Source organism: Pseudomonas sp. zfem003, assembly GCF_032621675.1.
GTDB lineage: Bacteria > Pseudomonadota > Gammaproteobacteria > Pseudomonadales > Pseudomonadaceae > Metapseudomonas > Metapseudomonas otitidis.
This window is the reverse complement of the sequence record NZ_JAVYJG010000006.1, coordinates 79,139-97,959: the sequence shown is the minus strand read 5'-3', so window position 1 is coordinate 97,959 and position 18,821 is coordinate 79,139. Positions and strand designations below refer to the sequence as shown.

Below are 18,821 nucleotides of genomic sequence, written 5' to 3'. Positions count from 1 at the left end.
CCATGAACTCGCTCGATTCCCTGGCTTCGGCCACCAGCCGCCCGAACTACCTGACCCGTAGCGACAGCGCCAACCGCAACGCCACCAACGCTCAGAACGTCCTGGCCAACCGTGTCGCCCAGCGACTCGGCGTCGACCCCGCGACCCTCGCCGGCAAGACCCAGGACGACTACACCCCCGACAAGGTTGCCGGGCGCATCCTCGATTTCGTCGGCGGCCGCATCCAGGCCGAAGCGGCCAATGGCGCCGACCCCGAGAAGCTGCAGAAGATGCTCGACCAGGCCCGCCAGGGCGTGGAGAAGGGCTTCGCCGAAGCCAAGAAGATCCTCCAGGGCATGGGTGTGCTGGGCGGCAAGATCGCCAGCGACATCGAAGACACCTTCCAGCGCGTGCAGGACGGCCTGGCCAAGATCGGCAGCACCTATGGCCTGGGCAACGCCCCGGCTGGCGACACCTCCAGCGTCTCCCGCACGGCGGCCAGCGCCAGTACCAGCACCCTGGTGGCCCGCTCCAGCACCTTCGACATGGAGGTGACCACCCGCGAAGGCGACAAGCTGAAGATCTCCATCGCCCAGGCCTCGGCCAACTGGTCCAGCACCTCGGCCAGCGCCAGCAGCACCCGCACCTCGGGCAACGGCGGCACTTCCACCAGCACCAGTGCCCAGGCCAGCGCCTCCAGCGGCAGCCTGCAGATCGGTGGCTGGTCGGTGCAGATCGAAGGCAACCTCAACGACGACGAGAAGGCCGCACTCACCGACCTGCTCGGCCAGGTGCAGGACATCTCCAGCAAGTTCTACTCGGGCGACCTGTCCGGCGCCTTCGACCGCGCCCTGGCCCTGAACATGAACGGCGACCAGCTCGCCTCCATGTCCCTCAACCTGTCCCAGACCACCTACGCCCAGGCCACCAGCACCTACGGCGCGGTGTCGGAGGAGGGCGGCCAGCCCGCCAGCGCGGTGAACACCTCCCTGCGCGACTACGCCCGTGGCCTGCTGGATGCGATGAAGAGCGCGGCGGGCGTCAGCGACGACGCCAAGGGCACCCTGCAGCAGTTGCTCGACGGCGGCTTCTCCCTCAACCAGAACCTCAGCGAAGGCCAGCTGGAGAAGGCCAAGACCCTCAACGCTCGGCTGCTGGAAGGCCTGGCACCGCTGCTGCAGGGCACTGCCGGCACACCGGCCGAGAAGAGCCCGGTCGACGCCAGCGCGCCCAAGGCCAGTTGATGCCTGGCGGGGGCTGGCACCGTGCCGGCCCCCGTCTGTCCCGCCCGGCAGAAGGGCCGGGAGGCCGTGATAAACTGCGCGCCCTTCCCCTTGCGCGAGCCCTGTGATGCTTCCTGAATGCAGCCTGTTCGGCACCCTCGGATGCCACCTGTGCGAAATGGCCGAGAGCGTGCTCATGCCCTTCGTCGAGCACGGCCTGCTGGTGGAGGTGCTGGACATCACCGATCAGCCCCAGTGGGTGGATGCCTACGCCCTGCGCATTCCCGTCCTGCGCCGCAACGACACTGGTGCCGAGCTGAACTGGCCGTTCGACGCGGCCCAGGTCGCCGCCTTCCTCGAACCCTGACCGTCGGTCGGGCGGATGGCTGCCCGGCGTCCCGCGTTTCATCCCCGCCGCGAGGCCCTGAATCGGGGCTTCCGCTGATCAATCCGTTTGCGGCGGAACGGATTGTCGCGCAAACGCAACAGTGACTGTCTTGCCAAATGTGTCTTCAGGCGTAACATCGCTGCATCGATAGCTGCCTAGGCAGATATTAGGAAATGAAGCACTACAGCCCCTCCGATTACCCCTTCAACGGCTCCATCGGCCAGTACCTCGGTCGATCGGCGCTGCTCAAGGACCGCCTGCTGGACCTCCACCTGGCCCCGCTGGACATCACCGCCGCGCAGTTCAAGGTGCTGGTGTTCATCTTCATGGGCCGCGCCAGCACCCCGGCCGACCTGTGCCGCCAACTGGCCGTGGACAGCGGCTCCATGACCCGCATGCTAGACCGCCTGGAGAAGAAGGGCCTGCTGCTGCGCCAGCGCTGCGAAGAGGACCGCCGCAGCGTGCGCCTGCACCTCAGCGAGCAGGGCCTGGCCCTGAGCCGGGAGACCCCGCGCATCGTCGCTGACGCCATGAACGAGCTGACCAGCCCCTTGACCGCCGAGGAGCTCGGCACCCTGCTCGGGCTGCTGGGCAAGATCCTCCAGGGGCGCGACCCCTTCCTCTCTGCCGGAGACCCGAACCATGAATGAACGCCGTCCCGCCCTGCGTCTGGGGCTGGTGCTCGGTGCCAGCCTGGCCCTGGGCGCCTGCGCCAGCTACAGCGGCCTGGAGCCCGCCGGCCAGCGCCTCGACCCGGCCGGCCTGGCCGCTGGGGACAGCCTCGCCGGCCACGCCGTGGGGCCTGCCGCCTGGCCGCGCCAGGACTGGTGGACCCGACTGGGTGACGCCCAGCTCGACGGGCTGATCGGCGAAGCCCTGGCCGGCTCGCCCGACCTGGCGGCCGCTGCGGCCCGTACCCGCAAGGCCCTGGCCGATGCCCAGGTGCGCGATGCCGATCGCCAGCCCGGCGTCAACGCCAGTGCCGGCTACTCCGGCGCCAGCGCCCCGGAAAGCGTGGTGCCGGCGCCCATCGGCGGGCACTACGCCGGCATCAAGTACCTGTCCCTCAGCTTCAACTACGACCTCGACCTCTGGGGCGGCCGGCGCGCCGCCTGGGAAGCGGCCCTGGGCAAGGCCCGCGCCGCCGAGGTGGACCAGCAGGCCGCGCGCTTGACGCTGTCCGCTGACATTGCCCGGGCCTACAACCAGCTGGCCTATGCCTTCGTTGCGCGGGACCTGGCTGCCGAGGAAGTGAAGCGCGCCGAGCAGCTCTACACCCTCAGCCGCCAGCGCATGGCCGCCGGCCTGGACAGCAAGGTGCAGCTGCAGCAGAGCGAATCCCAGCGCGCCACCGCCCGCCAGCAACTGCTGGCCGCCGAGCAGCAGATCGACAGTGATCGCACCACCCTGGCGGTACTGCTCGGCCAGGGGCCGGACCGCGGCCGCGCCATCCAGCGTCCGCAGGTGCTGCAGCCGGCGGCCCTGGCGCTGCCCTCGGAACTGCCGGCCGAGCTGCTGGGCCGTCGCCCCGACGTGGTCGCCGCGCGCTGGCGGGTGGAAGCCGCCAGCCGGGGCATCGACTCGGCGAAGACCGGCTTCTACCCCAACCTCAACCTCAGCGCCATGCTCGGCCTCGCCGCCCTGGGCGGGGATGGCCTGTTCAAGGGCGACAGCCGCTTCTACCAGGTGGCCCCGGCGCTGTCCCTGCCGGTGTTCGACGGCGGCCGCCTGCGCGCCGAGCTCGACGGCGTCGACGCCGACTACGACCTGGCGGTGGCCCAGTACAACAAGGCCCTGGTGGGCGCCCTGGGGGATGTCAGCGAAGACCTCAGCCAGCTCGACTCCCTGGCCCGGCAGATCGAGGCCCAGCGCGAGGCCCGCGACATCGCCCGCTCCAACTACGACCTGGCCATGCGCCGCTACGGCGAAGGCATCGGCAACTACCTCGACGCCCTCAGCGTCGAGCAGCAGCTGCTGGTTGCCGAGCGCCAGCTGGCCAGCCTGGACGCCCAGCGCATCGACGCCTCCGTGCGCCTGGTGCAGGCCCTGGGCGGCGGCTTCCAACCCGACAGCACCCCGCTGGCCCAGGCAGGCCAGCCGACTGCCACCGAATGAACGAGGCACCGACCATGAGCACCGAAACCCAAGACACCCCCGAACAGGGCAACCCCCGCCGCAAACGCCTGCTGCTGGGCCTGCTGGCCGTGATCGTCATCGGCGGCGGCGCCAGCTTCGCCTGGCAGCAGCTGGTCGGCCAGTGGAGCGAAGGCACCGACGACGCCTACATCGGCGGCAACGTGGTGCAGATCACCCCGCAGACGGTGGGCACCGTCACCCGCATCGGCGCCGACGACGGCGACCTGGTGCAGGAAGGCCAGGAGCTGGTGAGCTTCGACCCGGCCGACGCCGAAGTGGGCCTGCAGCGCGCTGAGGCCAACCTGGCCCACACCGTGCGCCAGGTGCGTGGCCTCTACAACAGCGTGGACGGCTACCGTGCCGAGGTGGCCGCCCGCGAGGTGGCGATGGAGAAGGCCCGCGCCGACTTCGCCCGCCGTCGCAACCTGGCCAAGGACGGGGCCATTTCCCAGGAGGAGCTGGCCCACGCCCGTGACGCCCTGGAGTCGGCCCGCAGCGCCCTGACCAGCGCCCAGCAGCAGCTCAAGTCCAGCAGCGCGCTGGTGGACGACACCGTGATCGCCTCCCACCCCGAGGTGAAGGCCGCCGCCGCGCAACTGCGCCAGGCCTACCTGGAGAAGGCCCGCACCACCCTGGTGGCGCCGGTCACCGGCTACGTCGCCAAGCGCACCGTGCAGCTCGGCCAGCGTGTGCAGCCGGGCACCGCGCTGATGGCGGTGATCCCCCTGGACCAGGTGTGGATCGACGCCAACTTCAAGGAAACCCAGTTGAAGAAGATGCGCATCGGCCAGCCGGTGGAGATCGAGTCCGACCTCTACGGCGGCGACGTGAAGTACAGCGGCACCGTGGACAGCCTCGGCGTCGGCACCGGCAGCGCCTTCTCCCTGCTGCCGGCGCAGAACGCCACCGGCAACTGGATCAAGATCGTCCAGCGGGTGCCGGTGCGCATCCGCATCAACGCCGACCAGCTCAAGGAGCACCCGCTGCGCATCGGCCTGTCGATGAACGTCAAGGTCGACCTGCACGACCAGAGCGGCCCGGCCCTGGCCCAGCAGCCGCCCAAGCAGGCGCTGTTCGCCACCGACGTGTACCAGCGCCAGCTGGCCGAGGCCGACCACATGATCGAGCAGCTGATCCACGCCAACGGCCCGGATGCCGCCCGCCGCACCGCCCTGCGCTGAGGCCGCGACCATGAGCGAGAACGCCGCCGCCAGCTTCACCCCGCCGAACCTGGTCCTGGCCACGGTGGGCCTGTCCCTGGCCACCTTCATGCAGGTGCTGGACACCACCATCGCCAACGTCGCCCTGCCCACCATCGCCGGCAACCTGGGGGTGAGTTCGGAGCAGGGCACCTGGGTCATCACCTCCTTTGCGGTGAGCAACGCCATCGCCCTCCCGCTCACCGGCTGGATGAGCCGGCGGGTGGGGGAGGTGCGCCTGTTCATCGCCGCCGCGCTGCTGTTCGTGCTGGCGTCGTTCCTCTGCGGGGTGGCCCAGTCGATGAACAGCCTGGTGGCCTTCCGCGCCCTGCAGGGCTTCGTCGCCGGGCCGCTGTACCCCATCACCCAGACCCTGCTGCTGTCCATCTACCCGCCGGCCAAGCGCGGCATGGCCCTGGCGCTATTGGCGATGGTCACGGTGGTGGCGCCCATCGCCGGGCCGATCCTCGGCGGCTGGATCACCGATGACTTCAGCTGGCCGTGGATCTTCTTCATCAACCTGCCCATCGGCCTGTTCGCCGCCTTCGTGGTCTACCAGCAGCTGCGCAAGCGGCCGGTCGCCCTCAAGCGCGAGCCCATGGACTGGGTCGGCCTGGCGACCCTGGTGATCGGCGTCGGCGCGTTGCAGATCGTGCTGGACAAGGGCAACGACCTGGACTGGTTCGAGTCGAGCTTCATCGTCACCGGCAGCGTGATCGCCGCCATCGCCCTGGCCGTGTTCGTCATCTGGGAGTTCACCGACCGCCACCCCATCGTCAACCTGAGGCTGTTCCGCCACCGCAACTTCAGTGCCGGCACCCTGGCGCTGGTGGGCGGCTACGCGGCGTTCTTCGGCATCAACCTGCTGCTGCCGCAGTGGCTGCAGACCCAGCTCGGCTACACCGCCACCTGGGCCGGCCTGGCGGCGGCGCCCATCGGCCTGCTGCCGGTGATCATGTCGCCCTTCGTCGGGCGCTACGCGCAGAACTTCGACCTGCGGGTGCTGGCCAGCCTGGCGTTCTTCGCCATCGGCGCCAGCTGCTTCATGCGCGCGTCCTTCACCACCGAGGTGGACTACACCCACATCGCCCTGGTGCAGCTGTTCATGGGCTTCGGCGTGGCGCTGTTCTTCATGCCGATCCTCAGCATCCTGCTGTCGGACCTGCCCCAGCACGAGATCGCCGACGGCTCGGGCCTCGCCACCTTCCTGCGGACCCTGGGTGGCAGCTTCGCGGCGTCCCTCACCACCTGGATCTGGATTCGCCGCGCCGACCAGCACCATGCGTACCTCACCGAGCACATCAGCACCTACGAGCCGGGCACCCGGCAGATGCTGGAGCAGATGGGTGGTGTCACCCAGCAGAACGCGGCAGCGCTGGACCGCATCGTCACCGGGCAGGCCTACATGATGTCGACCATCGACTACTTCACGATGATCGGCTGGGGCTGCATGGGCCTGATCCTGCTGATCTGGCTGGCCAAGCCGCCCTTCGGCGCCAAGGCGGGGGCGGCGGCAAACGCGCATTGATGTGCGCTGACGGCCTCGCCTGGGCGGTTCCACGGGCTGTTGCGACAGTCCGTGGAATTCCTTTTTTCGCTGTGTGGTTTTGTATATAGCGACTGGTGTAGAGTCTCCACCCGCTCACCGCTTCGCCCTTCCCGCACAAGAACAAAGGAGTGCTTCCCATGCTTCAGCTGTCCCGCGTGTTCGTCGCCCTGGCCGCCAGTGCCGCCGCCCACCTGGCCCTGGCCCAGGACGTCCAGGTGGCCGTCGCCGCCAACTTCACCGCGCCGATCCAGGCCATCGCCAAGGACTTCGAGCAGGACACCGGCCACAAGCTGGTGATCGCCACCGGTGCCACCGGCCAGTTCTATGCGCAGATCCAGAACGGCGCGCCGTTCGAGGTGTTCCTCTCCGCCGACGACAGCACCCCGGCCAAGCTGGAGCAGGAGGGCGCCACCGTGCCCGGCTCGCGCTTCACCTACGCCATCGGCACCCTGGCCCTGTGGTCGGCCAAGCCCGGCTACGTGGACGCCCAGGGCGAGGTGCTGAAGAAGAACGACTACCAGCACCTCTCCATCGCCAACCCCAAGGCCGCCCCCTACGGCCTGGCCGCCACCCAGGTGCTGGAGAAGCTGGGCCTGACCGCCCAGGTCAAGGGCAAGCTGGTGGAAGGCCAGAACATCACCCAGGCCCACCAGTTCATCGCCACCGGCAATGCCGAGCTGGGCTTCGTGGCGTTGTCGCAGATCTACAAGGATGGCAAGGTGACCGGCGGCTCCGCCTGGATCGTCCCGGCGGCCCTGCATGACCCGATCAAGCAGGACGCGGTGATCCTCGCCAAGGGCAAGGACAACCCCGCCGCCCAGGCCCTGGTGGACTACCTCAAGGGCGAGAAGGCGGCCACGGTGATCAAGTCCTTCGGCTACCAGATCGAGAAACCCTGACGCGGCGGCCGCCCGCTGCGTGCCCTGATTCAAGGAACCCTGCATGCCCCTGAGCGGTGACGACTGGGCGGCCATCCGGCTGACCCTGGAACTGGCGACCCTGACCACGGCCCTGCTGCTGGTGCTGGGCACGCCCATCGCCTGGTGGCTGTCGCGGACCGACTCCTGGCTCAAGGGCCCGGTGGGCGCGGTGGTGGCGCTGCCGCTGGTGCTGCCGCCCACGGTCATCGGCTTCTACCTGCTGGTGAGCATGGGGCCCCACGGCTTCGTCGGGCAGTTCACCCAGGCCCTGGGGCTCGGCACGCTGCCGTTCACCTTCGCCGGGCTGGTGGTGGGCTCGGTGTTCTACTCGATGCCCTTCGTGGTGCAGCCGCTGCAGAACGCCTTCGACGCCATCGGCCCGCGCCCGCTGGAGGTGGCCGCCACCCTGCGGGCCGGCCCCTGGGACACCTTCTTCCACGTGGTGCTGCCGCTGGCCCGGCCCGGCTTCATCACCGCGTCCATCCTCGGCTTCGCCCACACGGTGGGGGAGTTCGGCGTGGTGCTGATGATCGGCGGCAACATCCCGGAGAAGACCCGCGTGGTGTCGGTGCAGATCTTCGACCACGTCGAGGCCATGGAGTACGCCCAGGCCCATTGGCTGGCGGGCGGCATGGTGGTGTTCTCCTTCCTCATCCTGCTGGCGCTGTATTCCAGCCGCCGGCTCAAGCCGGGCTGGAGCTGAGATGAGCACCGACGACCGTATCCGTGCCCGCCTGCGCCTGGCCTGGCCGGGCTTCGAGCTGGACACCGACCTGGACCTGCCGGGGCGCGGGGTGACTGCGCTGTTCGGCCACTCCGGCTCCGGCAAGACCAGCGTGCTGCGCTGCCTGGCCGGGCTGGAGCGGGCCGAGGGCCGCGTGGAGGTCAACGGCGAGGTCTGGCAGGACAGCGCCCGTGGCCTGTTCGTGCCCACCCATCGGCGCGCCCTGGGCTACGTGTTCCAGGAGGCGAGCCTGTTCGAGCACCTGTCGGTGCGGCGCAACCTGGCGTTCGGTGAGCGGCGCATCCCGGCGGCCCAGCGCCGCGTGCCCTTCGACCAGGCGGTGGCGCTGCTGGGCATCGAGCACCTGCTGGAGCGCATGCCGGCGCGGCTGTCCGGCGGCGAGCGGCAGCGCGTGGGCATGGCCCGGGCGCTGCTCACCAGCCCCCGGCTGCTGCTGATGGACGAACCCCTGGCGGCCCTGGACGGCAAGCGCAAGGCGGAGATCCTGCCGTACCTGGAACGCCTGCACGACGAACTGGACATCCCCGTGCTCTACGTCAGCCATTCCCCGGAAGAGGTGGCGCGCCTGGCGGATCACCTGGTGCTGCTGGAGGCCGGCCGCGTGCTGGCCAGCGGTCCCCTGGGCGAGACCCTGGCACGGCTGGACCTGCCCACGGCCCTGGACGACGACGCCGGCGTGGTGGTGGAGGGGCGGGTGGTGGCCCACGACGCCGCTTACCAGCTGCTGACCCTCGGCCTGCCGGATAGCGGCCTCAGCGTGCGGGTGGCCCATGCGCCCGCCGAGGCGGGGCGGCGGGTGCGCTTCACGGTGCGCGCGCGTGACGTCAGCCTGAGCCTGCAGCGGCAGGCGGACAGCAGCATCCTCAACCTGCTGCCGGCCACGGTGCGCGACAGCATCCCGGCGGACAACGCCGCCCACGTGCTGGTGCGCCTGGATGTGGAAGGCACGCCGTTGCTGGCGCGCATCACCCGCTACTCCCACGACCAGCTCGGGCTGCACCCGGGCCAGGCGGTCTGGGCGCAGATCAAGTCGGTGGCGCTGCTGGCCTGAGCGGCCTCAGCGCCAGGCCAGGATCGGCCAGCCGGCCTGCTCGGCGTGGGCGCGCAGCACCGGGTCGGGGTTGACCACGCGGGGGTTGTCCACCATGCCCAGCAGCGGCAGGTCGTTGCGCGAGTCGGAATAGAAATAGGCACCGTCCAGGCGCTCGCCGTGTTCGGCCAGCCAGGCGTTCAGGCGGGTCACCTTGCCGTCGCGGTAGGTCAGCACGCCCCGGGTCTTGCCGCTGTAGTGGCCGTGTTCTTCGGCCAGGTCGATGGCCAGGACTTCCTCCACCCCCAGCCGCTCGCCGATGGCGCTCACCAGGAAGTGCGCCGAGGCGGAGATGATCAGTAGCCGGTCGCCGGCCTGGCGGTGCCCGGCCAGGCAGCGCATGGCGTCGCTGTGGATGATCGGCTCGATCACGTCCTCGACGAAGGGCTCCACCACCGAGGCGACTTCCTCGGCGGTGCGGCCCACCAGGGGCGAGAGGCTGAAGGCCATGTAGTCCTCCATGGCCAGCTTGCCCTCGGCGTAGAGGGTCATCAGCTCGTGGTCCCTGGCCAGGAAGGAGTCGCGGTCGACCCAGCCGAGGTCGGCCATGTGCGCGCTCCACAGGCTGGCGCAGTCGCCGTCGATCAGGGTGTCGTCGAGGTCGAAGATCGCCAGGGCCATCACGCCACCTCCCGGACAGCGTCCGCGTCGATGCGCAGGCCGATGCGCCGGCCCACCGGGTGCAGGTCGTCGGCGGAGCGGTTGAGCACGTCCACCAGCAGCTCCACGCCCTGGGCCTGGACCCGGTAGCGGATGACGTTGCCCAGCAGGCTGTGGCTGCGCACTTCGGCCTCGATGCCGCCTTCGCCCAGGGCGATGGCCTCCGGGCGGATCGCCACGCGGGCGCTGACCGGCCGTTGCAGCAGGCGGCTGGCGGCTTCGGCCTCCAGCAGGTTGTAGTTGCCGATGAAGCCGGCGGCGAAGGCGTCCACCGGGGCGGTGTAGAGGGTTTCGGCATCGCCGCTCTGGACGATGCGCCCGGCGTTCATCAGGAAGATGCGGTCGGACAGGGTCAGCGCCTCCTCCTGGTCGTGAGTGACGAAGATGGTGGTCAGCCCCAGCTCCTGCTGGATGCTGCGGATCTGCTCACGCAGGTGCTTGCGGATGCGTGCGTCGAGGGCCGAGAGCGGCTCGTCCAGCAGCAGCAGGCGCGGGCGGGTCACCAGGGAGCGGGCCAGGGCCACGCGCTGGCACTGGCCGCCGGAAAGCTGGTGGGGGTAGCGCTCGGCGTGCTGGTCCAGCTCCACCATGGCCAGGGCTTCCTGCACGCGGCGGGCGCTGTCGTCCTTGCCGACCTTCTGCATGCGCAGGCCGAAGGCGACGTTCTGCGCAGCGGTCATGTTGGGGAACAGGGCGTAGCTCTGGAACACCATGCCGATGCCGCGCTTCTGCGGTGACAGCGGCACCAGGTCCTGGCCGTCCAGCAGGATCTGTCCGCCGTCCACCTCGGTGAGGCCGGCGATGCAGCGCAGCAGGGTCGACTTGCCGCAGCCCGAGGGGCCGAGCAGGGTGACGAACTCGCCCTTGCCGATCTCGCAATCGATGTCGGTGAAGATGGTGGTCTGGCCGTAGCGTTTGTGCAGGCCGCGGATCGAGAGAAAGCTCATGCCTTGTCCTTGTTCAGACGGTTGGCTGCCCAGGTGCCCAGCAGCACGAAGAGGAAGTAGGAGATCACCAGGGCGCTGTTGAAGTGGCCACTGCTGTTGCGCATGTTGTTCAGGTACACCTGCAGGGTCTCGTAGCGGGTGCCCACCAGCAGGTTGGCGAAGACGAACTCGCCGAAGAGGAAGGAGAACGACAGGAACAGCGACACCATCAGGCCCTTGCGCAGGTTCGGCAGCACCACCAGGAAGGCGGCCTTCCAGGTGCTGGCGCCGAGCAGATGGGCGGCGTCCATCAGGTCGCGCAGGCTGATCGCCTGGAGGTTGTTGGTGATGGCCCGGTACATGAAGGGCAGGGCCACGGTGAAGTAGCAGCCGATGAGGATCCACGGCGTGCCGATCATCGCCAGCGGGCCGGAGCCGTAGAGCTGCAGCAGGCCCACCGAGGACACCACCGGCGGCACCGCGAAGGGCAGCAGGATGAGGATGTTCATCAGCGCGTCCAGCTTCGGGAAGTGGTAGTGCACCACGAACAGCAGCGGCAGGATCAGCACCACCGACAGCGCCAGGGCGCCGAAGCACACCAGCAGCGACTGGCCGAAGGCGGCGAGGAAGCGGGCGTCGCTCCACAGCGCCAGGTACCACTTGAAGGTCAGCCCGTCCGGCAGGATGGTCGCCGACCAGCTGGTGGACAGCGAATAGAGCAGGGTGCCGGCCAGCGGCAGCAGCAGGATCAGGAACAGCACCCAGACCACCAGGCGGTGGTACAGGCCGGCGGCCCGGGTTTCAGCGCGCGACATGGTAGCTCCTCTTCAACAGCCACTGGTGGACGACGGTGATCAGCGCCATCAGCCCCACCAGCACCATGGCCAGGGCGCTGGCCAGGGTCGGGTTGAGGGCGATGTCGCCGGCCACCATGGCGGCGATGCGGATCGGCAGCACGTTGAAGTTGCCGGTGGTCAGCGCGTACACCGTGGCGTAGGCGCCCAGGGCGTTGGCCAGCAGGATGATGAAGGTGCCCAGCAGCGCCGGGGTCAGCACCGGCAGGCCGATGTAGCGCCAGAAGTGCCAGGTGCCGGCGCCCAGCAGTGCCGCCGACTCGCGCCAGTCCTGGCGCAGGGCGTCGAAGGCGGGGTAGAGCAGCAGCACCCCCAGGGGAATCTGGAAGTAGGTGTAGAGCACGATCAGGCCGGTCTTGGAGTAGAGGTTGAAATCCTCGATCAGCCCGCTCTGCTTGAGCAGCAGGGTCAGCGCGCCGTTGAAGCCCAGCAGGATGATGAAGGCGAACGCCAGCGGCACCCCGGCGAAGTTGCTGGTCATGTTGGAGAAGGCCATGACGAAGTCGCGCAGGCGGCTGTCCACCTGGCGCAGCGAGTAGCTGCCGAGCACGGCGATGACGATGCCGAACAGGCTCGACCAGAAGGCGATCTCCAGGCTGTGCCTGATGGCCTGCAGGTAGAACTTGGAGCTGAACACCTTGGCGTAGTTGCCCAGGCCCCAGCCTTCGGGGCTGTTCAGGCTGTTGATGGCCACCCAGGCCAGCGGGGCGATCTGGAAGACCACGAAGAAGACGGCGAAGGGCAGCAGGCACAGGAGGGCCAGCCATTTGCCGCGGTTGGCTGAATTCACTTCAACAGCTCCCGGCAGAAGGGTTTGTCGTGGGGGATGCCCAGCAGCTCGCAGAGGGTGCCGCAGAGTTCGGTCTGCAGCGGGCGGGCGGTCGGGTCGAGGCTGAAGGCGTCGCCGATGACGAACAGCGGCACTTCGCGTTCCTCCGGCAGGGTGCCGTTGTGGGAGCGGTCGACGTTCATGCCGTGGTCGGCGGTGACCATCACCTGGTAGCCGGCATCCACCCAGCGCTGCAGGTACTCGGCGAGGATGACGTCGGCCATGCGCGCGGCGTTGCGGTACTGGGCGCTGTCCAGGCCGTGCTTGTGGCCGGCGTCGTCGATGTTCATCGGGTGCACCAGCAGCACGTCGGGGCTGTGGCGCAGGCGCAGGTGCTCGGCGTCGGCGAACAGGTGCGCGTCGGGGTAGTGGTCGGCCCAGTAGAAGTGCCCGTACTGGATGGGCAGCTCGGGGGCCTCGGTGTGGCGGTCGCGGGCCGGGTCGAAGGGCGAGCGGTTGTACAGCTCGCTGAACCAGTGGTAGGCCGCGGCCGCGGTGCTGAGCCCGGCGTCGCGGGCGATGTGGAACAGGCTGCGCTCGCGGGACAGCCGCGAGACGTCGTTGTGGACGATGCCGCTGTCGATGGGCGGCACGCCGGTGAGGATGCATTCGTAGAGCGGGCGCGACAGCGCCGGCAGCTCGCAATCCAGGCGGTACAGCGCGGCACGGTCGGCGGCGCACCAGGCGAGCAGGTGGCCCATGGCGTGGCTGGCCACCGGGTGGTTCAGCCCGTCGAGCAGGACGAGGACGGCTTTTCTCTTCATTCTGACTGCCTCAAGCGGGGGCTCGCCCCGGCGCGCGTGGCGCACCGGGGCGGGCGACCGGGCTTATTCCATCTCGATGATGACCTGCTCCTGCCATTGCTGCGGCAGGGCCTTCGAGGTGGCTTCCCAGGCCTTGGCATCCTTGATCGGCTGGACCTTGGCGTACTGCTCGTTGGGCAGCAGCTTGGCCTGCACCTCGGCCGGCAGGGTCAGGTGCTCGGCGCGGATCGGGCGGGCGTTGCCCTTGGCCAGGTTGATCTGGCCGGCGTCGCTGAAGATGTACTCGCGGGCCAGCTTCGCGGCGTTCGGGTTCTTGGCGTACTTGTTGATGATGGTGGTGTAGCCGGAGATCACCGAGCCGTCGGAGGGGATCAGCACCTCGAAGCGGCTGGGGTCGATCTGGTCACGGTAGGAGAGGCCGTTGAAGTCCCAGACGATGCCCACTTCCACCTCGCCCTTCTCCAGGGTCTGGATGGTCGGGTTGGACAGCGACAGGCGCTTCTGCTTGGCGATCTCGGCGAAGAATTCCAGGCCCGGCTGGATGTTCTTCTCGTCACCGCCGTTGGCGATGGCGGCGGCCAGCACGCCGTTCACCGCCTGGGCGGCGGCGCTGACGTCACCGATGGCGACCTTGTACTTGCCTTTCTTCAGGTCTGCCCAGGACTTGGGCACTTCCTTGACCAGCTGCTTGTTGACGATGAAGGCGATGGAGCCGGTGTAGGCGAGGGCCCAGTGGCCGTCGGCATCCTTGGCCCAGGCGGGGACCTGCTCCCAGGTGCTGGGCTTGTAGGGTTGGGTAACACCCTGCTCCTTGGCGATGGGGCCGAAGGCGGCGCCGACGTCACCGATGTCGGCGGTGGCGTTGTCCTTCTCGGCGGCGAACTTGGCGATTTCCTGCGCCGAGCTCATGTCGGTGTCCATGTGCTTGAGGCCGAACTTCTTCTCCAGGTCGACCCAGGTGTCCTTCCAGTTGGCCCAGCTGTCGGGCATGCCCACGCTGTTCACGGCGCCTTCCTTGCGGGCGGCTTCTTCGAGGGTCTTCAGGGCAGCGTCGTCAGCCATGGCCAGGTTGCTCATGGCCAGGGTCGTTCCAATCAGTGAAGCCAGCAGCAGGCGTTTCATATGAAGCTCCTTAGCGGGGTTGTGTTGTTGGTCTAGATCAGCAAGACCCAGGCCAATCTAATGGCCCTGGATGACGGTTTTATTTCACGGCACGCCGCGACCTCGCCTGCGGTCGCGGCGAGAGCAAGCGTAGACCATGGCTATAAGGTGGATGGCGCGTGGGCTGGGGCTATGCTCCTGGCATGGGCCATGCAGGCGCGGGGTGGTGTCACGGAACGGTCATGCAGGCTGCCTAGGATGGCGACGACCCCGCCGGCACCGCACTTTTATGGTGCTGGTCTATTCCAGATTGGAGTCTTTCGATGCGCGATGAGGCGCCCCGTACCGTAACCGCCATCTGCCATGCACTGCAGGCGCAGATCGAGCACGGCCTGCTGCCCCTGGGCGGCAAGCTGCCGGCCGAGCGCCGGCTCAGCGAGCTGTTCGACACCACCCGCATCACCCTGCGCGAGGCGCTGGGGCAACTGGAGGCCCAGGGGCTGATCTACCGCGAGGAGCGTCGTGGCTGGTTCGTCTCGCCGCCGCGGCTGGCCTACAACCCGCTGGTGCGCAGCCACTTCCACGCGATGGTGGCCGAGCAGGGGCGGGTGCCGGGGACGGAGGTGCTGGGGGCGCGGCTGATCCCGGCCAGCGTGGAGATCTGCGAGCTGCTGGAGCTGCCGGCACTGTCCAGCGTCTACCAGATCCGCCGGGCCCGGCGGGTGGATGGGCGGCTGGTGCTGTACGTGGAGCACTACCTGAACCCGGCGTACTTCCCCGGCATCATCGAGTTCGACCTGACCCGCTCGCTCACCGAGCTGTACGCCAGCGAATACGCCATCCGCTACGGGCGGGTGCGCTTCGACATGGTGCCCACCGCGCTGCACCCGGAGGCCGCCACCCACCTGAAGGTGACCGCCGGCAGCCCGGCGCTGAAGATCACCCGCATCAACCGCGACCAGCACGGTCGGCTGATCGACTGCGACCTGGAGTTCTGGCGCCACGACGCCATCCACGTCAGCGTGGAGGTGCCGGAGTAAGGCATCTTGTGAGCCTCCAAAAGGCTGTGTCCCGAAAGCGTGTTGCTGACTATCGAGTGCTGCTGATGTCACCTGTTTCGCCTTGCCTGGCGAGTTTCTTTTTTCAGTCGCCAAAAAAGAAACCAAAAAGGCTCGCCCCTGCATCCGGGTCCCGCTTCGCGGGACTTCCCTCGCTCCGTCATTGCTCCGGGGGCCGGCGCGATGGGCCATCCATGGCCTGGCGCGCCTCTCGCGGCATCCATGCCGCTCGTCCCCCTGCGCAACGACTGCGCTCTGCCTCCTGAAGGGGCAGATTCCCTGCCTCAATCTCTGAGTCCGGCATGGCTCCACAGCGCGCTTCGGGTTTGCTCCCTTCTCCCTTCCGGGAGAGGGCCAGGGCACCCGGTGGATACAGGAATGGAGAGTCGCTCTGACCGCCTAGGCGATGACGATACGGGGTGTTTTTTAGACGCGCCCTTCAGAAGCTCAGGCTGGCGCCGGCATAGATGACGCGGCCGGGGCCGGGCTCGAAGTAGCGGGCGTTGCCGTCGTTGATGCGGATGTTGTCGTAGTAGTCCCGGCCGAACAGGTTGTCGATGCCCAGGTAGGGCTCCAGGGCCTGGCCGTTCCATTCCAGGCGGGTGCCGAGGCGGGCGTTGACCAGGGTGTAGCCGCCGACCCGCACGTTGTTGGCGTTCTCGGCGTAGAGCCGGTCCTGGGTGACGCTGTTGAGGCGGGCGTAGCCGCCGTCCCATTCGTAGGCCACTTCGGCGAACAGCGACTGGCGCGGGATGCCGGGGATGGCGTTGTGGCCGTAGTCGGCGTTGCCGCTCTTGAACTCGATGAAGCGGTAGTCGTTGTAGCTGTAGGCGGCGGCCAGGCGCCAGTGCGGGTCGAGGCGCCAGTCCAGGCTCAGTTCCAGGCCGTCGCGTCGGGACTTGCCGGCGTTGGCGTAGTAGGTGATGCCGCTGCCGTAGGGCACCAGTTCGTCGTCCAGGTCGATGCGGTAGAGCGCCGCTTCGTAGCGCAGGTCGTTCCATTCGCCTTTCAGGCCCACTTCGCGGTTGGTGGCCTGGGCCGGGCCGAGTGCGGGGTTGAAGCCGCCGCCGGCCGGGTTGGCCAGTTCGTTGGCGGTGGGCGTTTCGAAGGAGGTGGCGTAGCGCGCGTAGAGCACGTGGTGTGCGTCCAGCCGGTAGCTCAAGCCCAGGCTGCGGTTCCAGTCGCTGTAGGTGCGGGCACTGGAGTCGTCGCCGTTGCTGAGGAAGCGGTCGTCCACCTCCAGTTTCACGCTGTCGCGGCGCAGCCCGAGGGTGGCTTGCCAGCGTTCGCCGAGCTGGATCGCGTCTTCCAGGAACAGGCCCTGGCTGCGCGCCTGTTCCCGTTGCTCCAGGGTCAGGGCGCCGGTGCGGCCGTCGAGGTTGTTGTGGCGGTCGCGGTCGTCGCGCTGGGCTTCCAGGTCGAGGCCGCCGGTGAGCCGCTGGGGCAGGCCGAACCACTCGGCGTGGTGGGTGTACTGGGCGCCAAGGCCGCTGAACAGGCGGTCGTAACGGGTCTGGCCGTTGTTCTGCAGGGGCAGGCGGTTGCCGAACTGGCGGCTGCCGACCCAGCTGCGCAGCAGGTAGCTGTCGTCGCCGGCGGCCTGGCCTTCCCAGGTCAGCGCCAGGCGTTGCTGGCGGATGCGCTCGTCGGAGTTGAAGCGCAGGCTCTGGGCCCGCGCCTGGCTGCGGTCGGCGCGGACTTCGGCGCGGGTCAGGGCGCCGGGGTCTTCGGAGCGGTTGTCCAGGGCGCTGAGGCTGAGTCCGAGGCGGCCGGCCTCGGCCTGCCAGGCGAGCTTGCCGGTGAAGCTGTTGGCTTCGGCGCGGCCATGGTCGCGGTAGCCGTCCAGCTGGGTGCTGTTGAAGGCCAGCAGGCCGCCGAGGTTGTCGACGCTGCCGCTGGTCTCGGCGCGCACGCGGTGGTAGCCGAGGCCGCCGGCGCTGACATCCACTTGGCTGAAGGGCGTTTCCCCCGGCTCGCGGGTGCGGATGGCCAGCACGCCGCCGGCGGCGTTGCCGTAGCTGCTGGCGGCCGGGCCGCGGATCACTTCGAGGCTTTCCACCAGGGCGGTGTCGACGCCGTCCATTTCGGTCTGGCCGTCGGGCATGGTCAGCGGCACGCCGTCCACCAGCACCCGCACGCCGCGCACGCCGAAGCTGGAACGGGCGCCGAAGCCTCGGATGGCGATGCGCATGCCCTGGGCGAAGTTGTAGCGGCTCTGCACGTAGGTGCCGGGCACCTGGGCGAGCTGGGTGTCGAGGGTCAGGCCCTGCTCACCGGGGCGGTTGGCGGTCTCCACGGCGCTGACGGCGACCGGGGCCGTGAGCCAGTCGGTGCGGGTGCGCGAGGCGGTGATCTCCAGCGGGTCCAGTTCGGCGACTTCCTCGGCCAGCAGCGGGCTGGAGGCGGCGAGCAGGGACAGGGTCAGGGCGGCGGGCTTCATGGCGTGTCGTTCTTATGGCTGGCTCGGGCTGTGCCGATCATAGGGGCCCGTGCCGGGGGATGCACGGCACGGGCCCTGGGCCTTTGGTAGGAGGCGGTGGGGGTCAATAGAAGTAGGCGAGGCGGAATTGCAGGGAGTTGTCGATCTTCACGCCCTCGCGCACCTGGGTGTCGTGCATCACCTGGCCCATCAGCTGCAGCTGCTTGCTGACCATGGTGGCCAGGGAGACGCCCACGGTGCCGTTGTCGCGGCTGGTGGCCAGGGTCTGGCCGTCGAGGGTTTCGCGGCCGCCCCAGTTGTGCCGGTAGGTGAGGGCGGCGTAGGTGTCGGGGGTGAAGTTGTAGCGCAGGTGGTTGTGCAGCTGGATCAGCGGGTCCTTCCTGGCATCGGTGCTGCGCTGGTCGCCGTAGAACTCGGTTTCGGCGATGACGTCCCAACTGATGCGCTCGGTGAGGCCCTTGATGTAGCCGACCTGGAAGTCCACCGCCCAGCGGTTGTTGCTGAGGGCGAAGCCGTCGTTCTTGTCGCTGCCGGTGGGGGCGGTGACGAACACCGACCAGCCCAGGTGCTCGTTGCGCGCCAGGTCGCCAATGGTCCACAGGGTGCCGCCGAAGGTGATGTCGCCGAGGCCCGAGGTGCGGGTGTCGCTGGCGCCCACCTCCTGGGTGCCGAAGGGGATGACGATCTGCGGGTCCCAGGTGTAGCCGGTGCCGAAGAAGTCGGTGAAGTGGATCAGCCTGAGCACGCCGACGGTCATGTCCAGGTCGAGGTTGTCGGCCACCTTGTGGCCGCCGGAGTAGACCTCGTCGCCCCGTGGGTTCTGCTGGTAGAGCACCACCACGTCGGTGCCCTTGGGCAGGGCGGTGTAGTCGCCGGCATCGGGCTTGACGTCGGCCTGGGCGAGGGGGGCGGCCAGCAGCAGGCCGGTGGCGAGGGTAAGGGCGTGGCGTGTGGGCATGG

Annotated in this window: 18 protein-coding genes; 10 read left to right on the top strand and 8 right to left on the bottom strand. The window is 68.8% G+C overall.

Annotated elements, in window-relative coordinates:
• Positions 1 to 2 precede the first annotated feature (2 nt).
• The 9 genes from RTK35_RS14485 (at position 3) to modC (ending at position 9,190) form a co-directional block, all read left to right on the top strand.
• On the top strand, positions 3 to 1,223 hold the full coding sequence (locus RTK35_RS14485) for a DUF5610 domain-containing protein (protein WP_316908298.1): 1,221 nt from the start codon (positions 3 to 5) through the stop codon (positions 1,221 to 1,223).
• Positions 1,224 to 1,329: 106 nt separating this feature from the next.
• Positions 1,330 to 1,569 carry a glutaredoxin family protein gene (locus RTK35_RS14480; RefSeq protein ID WP_316908297.1) on the top strand — a complete coding sequence of 80 codons (240 nt, stop codon included), beginning with the start codon at positions 1,330 to 1,332 and terminating at the stop codon, positions 1,567 to 1,569.
• A gap of 194 nt (positions 1,570 to 1,763) precedes the next feature.
• A complete protein-coding gene (locus tag RTK35_RS14475) occupies positions 1,764 to 2,240 on the top strand; it encodes a MarR family winged helix-turn-helix transcriptional regulator (protein WP_044412103.1) in 477 nt (158 codons plus the stop codon).
• Complete coding sequence (locus RTK35_RS14470; RefSeq protein ID WP_142015931.1) at positions 2,233 to 3,705, top strand: efflux transporter outer membrane subunit; 1,473 nt, start codon at positions 2,233 to 2,235, stop codon at positions 3,703 to 3,705. Before RTK35_RS14475 ends, RTK35_RS14470 begins: the two co-directional genes overlap by 8 nt.
• Positions 3,706 to 3,719: 14 nt before the next feature.
• The gene (locus RTK35_RS14465; RefSeq protein ID WP_044412098.1) at positions 3,720 to 4,907 is read left to right on the top strand and encodes an efflux RND transporter periplasmic adaptor subunit; all 1,188 of its coding nucleotides are present in this window, start codon (positions 3,720 to 3,722) and stop codon (positions 4,905 to 4,907) included.
• Positions 4,908 to 4,917: 10 nt separating this feature from the next.
• Positions 4,918 to 6,453, top strand: coding sequence for a DHA2 family efflux MFS transporter permease subunit (locus RTK35_RS14460; protein ID WP_316908296.1), 1,536 nt, complete (start codon positions 4,918 to 4,920; stop codon positions 6,451 to 6,453).
• A 158-nt stretch (positions 6,454 to 6,611) separates the two neighbouring features.
• Positions 6,612 to 7,373 carry a molybdate ABC transporter substrate-binding protein gene (modA, locus tag RTK35_RS14455; RefSeq protein ID WP_107330858.1) on the top strand — a complete coding sequence of 254 codons (762 nt, stop codon included), beginning with the start codon at positions 6,612 to 6,614 and terminating at the stop codon, positions 7,371 to 7,373.
• Between the two features lie 43 nt (positions 7,374 to 7,416).
• Entirely contained in the window at positions 7,417 to 8,097 is a 681-nt protein-coding gene (gene modB, locus RTK35_RS14450) for a molybdate ABC transporter permease subunit (RefSeq protein ID WP_069563663.1), read from the top strand.
• A gap of 1 nt (position 8,098) precedes the next feature.
• The gene (gene modC, locus RTK35_RS14445) at positions 8,099 to 9,190 is read left to right on the top strand and encodes a molybdenum ABC transporter ATP-binding protein (protein WP_316908295.1); all 1,092 of its coding nucleotides are present in this window, start codon (positions 8,099 to 8,101) and stop codon (positions 9,188 to 9,190) included.
• A gap of 6 nt (positions 9,191 to 9,196) precedes the next feature.
• Here modC and RTK35_RS14440 read toward each other — a convergent pair whose 3' ends face one another.
• From RTK35_RS14440 to RTK35_RS14415, 6 genes are all read right to left on the bottom strand, one after another.
• A complete protein-coding gene (locus RTK35_RS14440) occupies positions 9,197 to 9,850 on the bottom strand; it encodes an HAD family hydrolase (RefSeq protein ID WP_107330859.1) in 654 nt (217 codons plus the stop codon).
• Positions 9,850 to 10,836, bottom strand: coding sequence for an ABC transporter ATP-binding protein (locus RTK35_RS14435; protein ID WP_069561008.1), 987 nt, complete (start codon positions 10,834 to 10,836; stop codon positions 9,850 to 9,852). The genes RTK35_RS14440 and RTK35_RS14435 overlap by 1 nt, the downstream gene beginning before the upstream one ends.
• Complete coding sequence (locus RTK35_RS14430) at positions 10,833 to 11,630, bottom strand: ABC transporter permease (protein WP_316908294.1); 798 nt, start codon at positions 11,628 to 11,630, stop codon at positions 10,833 to 10,835. The genes RTK35_RS14435 and RTK35_RS14430 overlap by 4 nt, the downstream gene beginning before the upstream one ends.
• A complete protein-coding gene (locus RTK35_RS14425) occupies positions 11,617 to 12,459 on the bottom strand; it encodes an ABC transporter permease (RefSeq protein WP_044408876.1) in 843 nt (280 codons plus the stop codon). The genes RTK35_RS14430 and RTK35_RS14425 overlap by 14 nt, the downstream gene beginning before the upstream one ends.
• Positions 12,456 to 13,262 (bottom strand): alkaline phosphatase family protein, encoded by an 807-nt coding sequence (locus RTK35_RS14420; protein ID WP_142015951.1) that lies wholly within the window; start codon positions 13,260 to 13,262, stop codon positions 12,456 to 12,458. Before RTK35_RS14420 ends, RTK35_RS14425 begins: the two co-directional genes overlap by 4 nt.
• A 63-nt stretch (positions 13,263 to 13,325) precedes the next feature.
• Complete coding sequence (locus RTK35_RS14415) at positions 13,326 to 14,384, bottom strand: ABC transporter substrate-binding protein (RefSeq protein WP_208275942.1); 1,059 nt, start codon at positions 14,382 to 14,384, stop codon at positions 13,326 to 13,328.
• 302 nt (positions 14,385 to 14,686) lie between these two features.
• On the opposite strand from RTK35_RS14415, the gene RTK35_RS14410 reads away from it, so the two are divergent.
• Positions 14,687 to 15,403 carry a UTRA domain-containing protein gene (locus RTK35_RS14410; protein WP_044408867.1) on the top strand — a complete coding sequence of 239 codons (717 nt, stop codon included), beginning with the start codon at positions 14,687 to 14,689 and terminating at the stop codon, positions 15,401 to 15,403.
• A 457-nt stretch (positions 15,404 to 15,860) separates the two neighbouring features.
• On the opposite strand, the gene RTK35_RS14405 is transcribed toward RTK35_RS14410, so the two are convergent.
• The gene (locus tag RTK35_RS14405) at positions 15,861 to 17,861 is read right to left on the bottom strand and encodes a TonB-dependent receptor (RefSeq protein ID WP_316908293.1); all 2,001 of its coding nucleotides are present in this window, start codon (positions 17,859 to 17,861) and stop codon (positions 15,861 to 15,863) included.
• 103 nt (positions 17,862 to 17,964) lie between these two features.
• The gene (locus tag RTK35_RS14400) at positions 17,965 to 18,819 is read right to left on the bottom strand and encodes a transporter (RefSeq protein WP_316908292.1); all 855 of its coding nucleotides are present in this window, start codon (positions 18,817 to 18,819) and stop codon (positions 17,965 to 17,967) included.
• Positions 18,820 to 18,821: the final 2 nt, after the last annotated feature.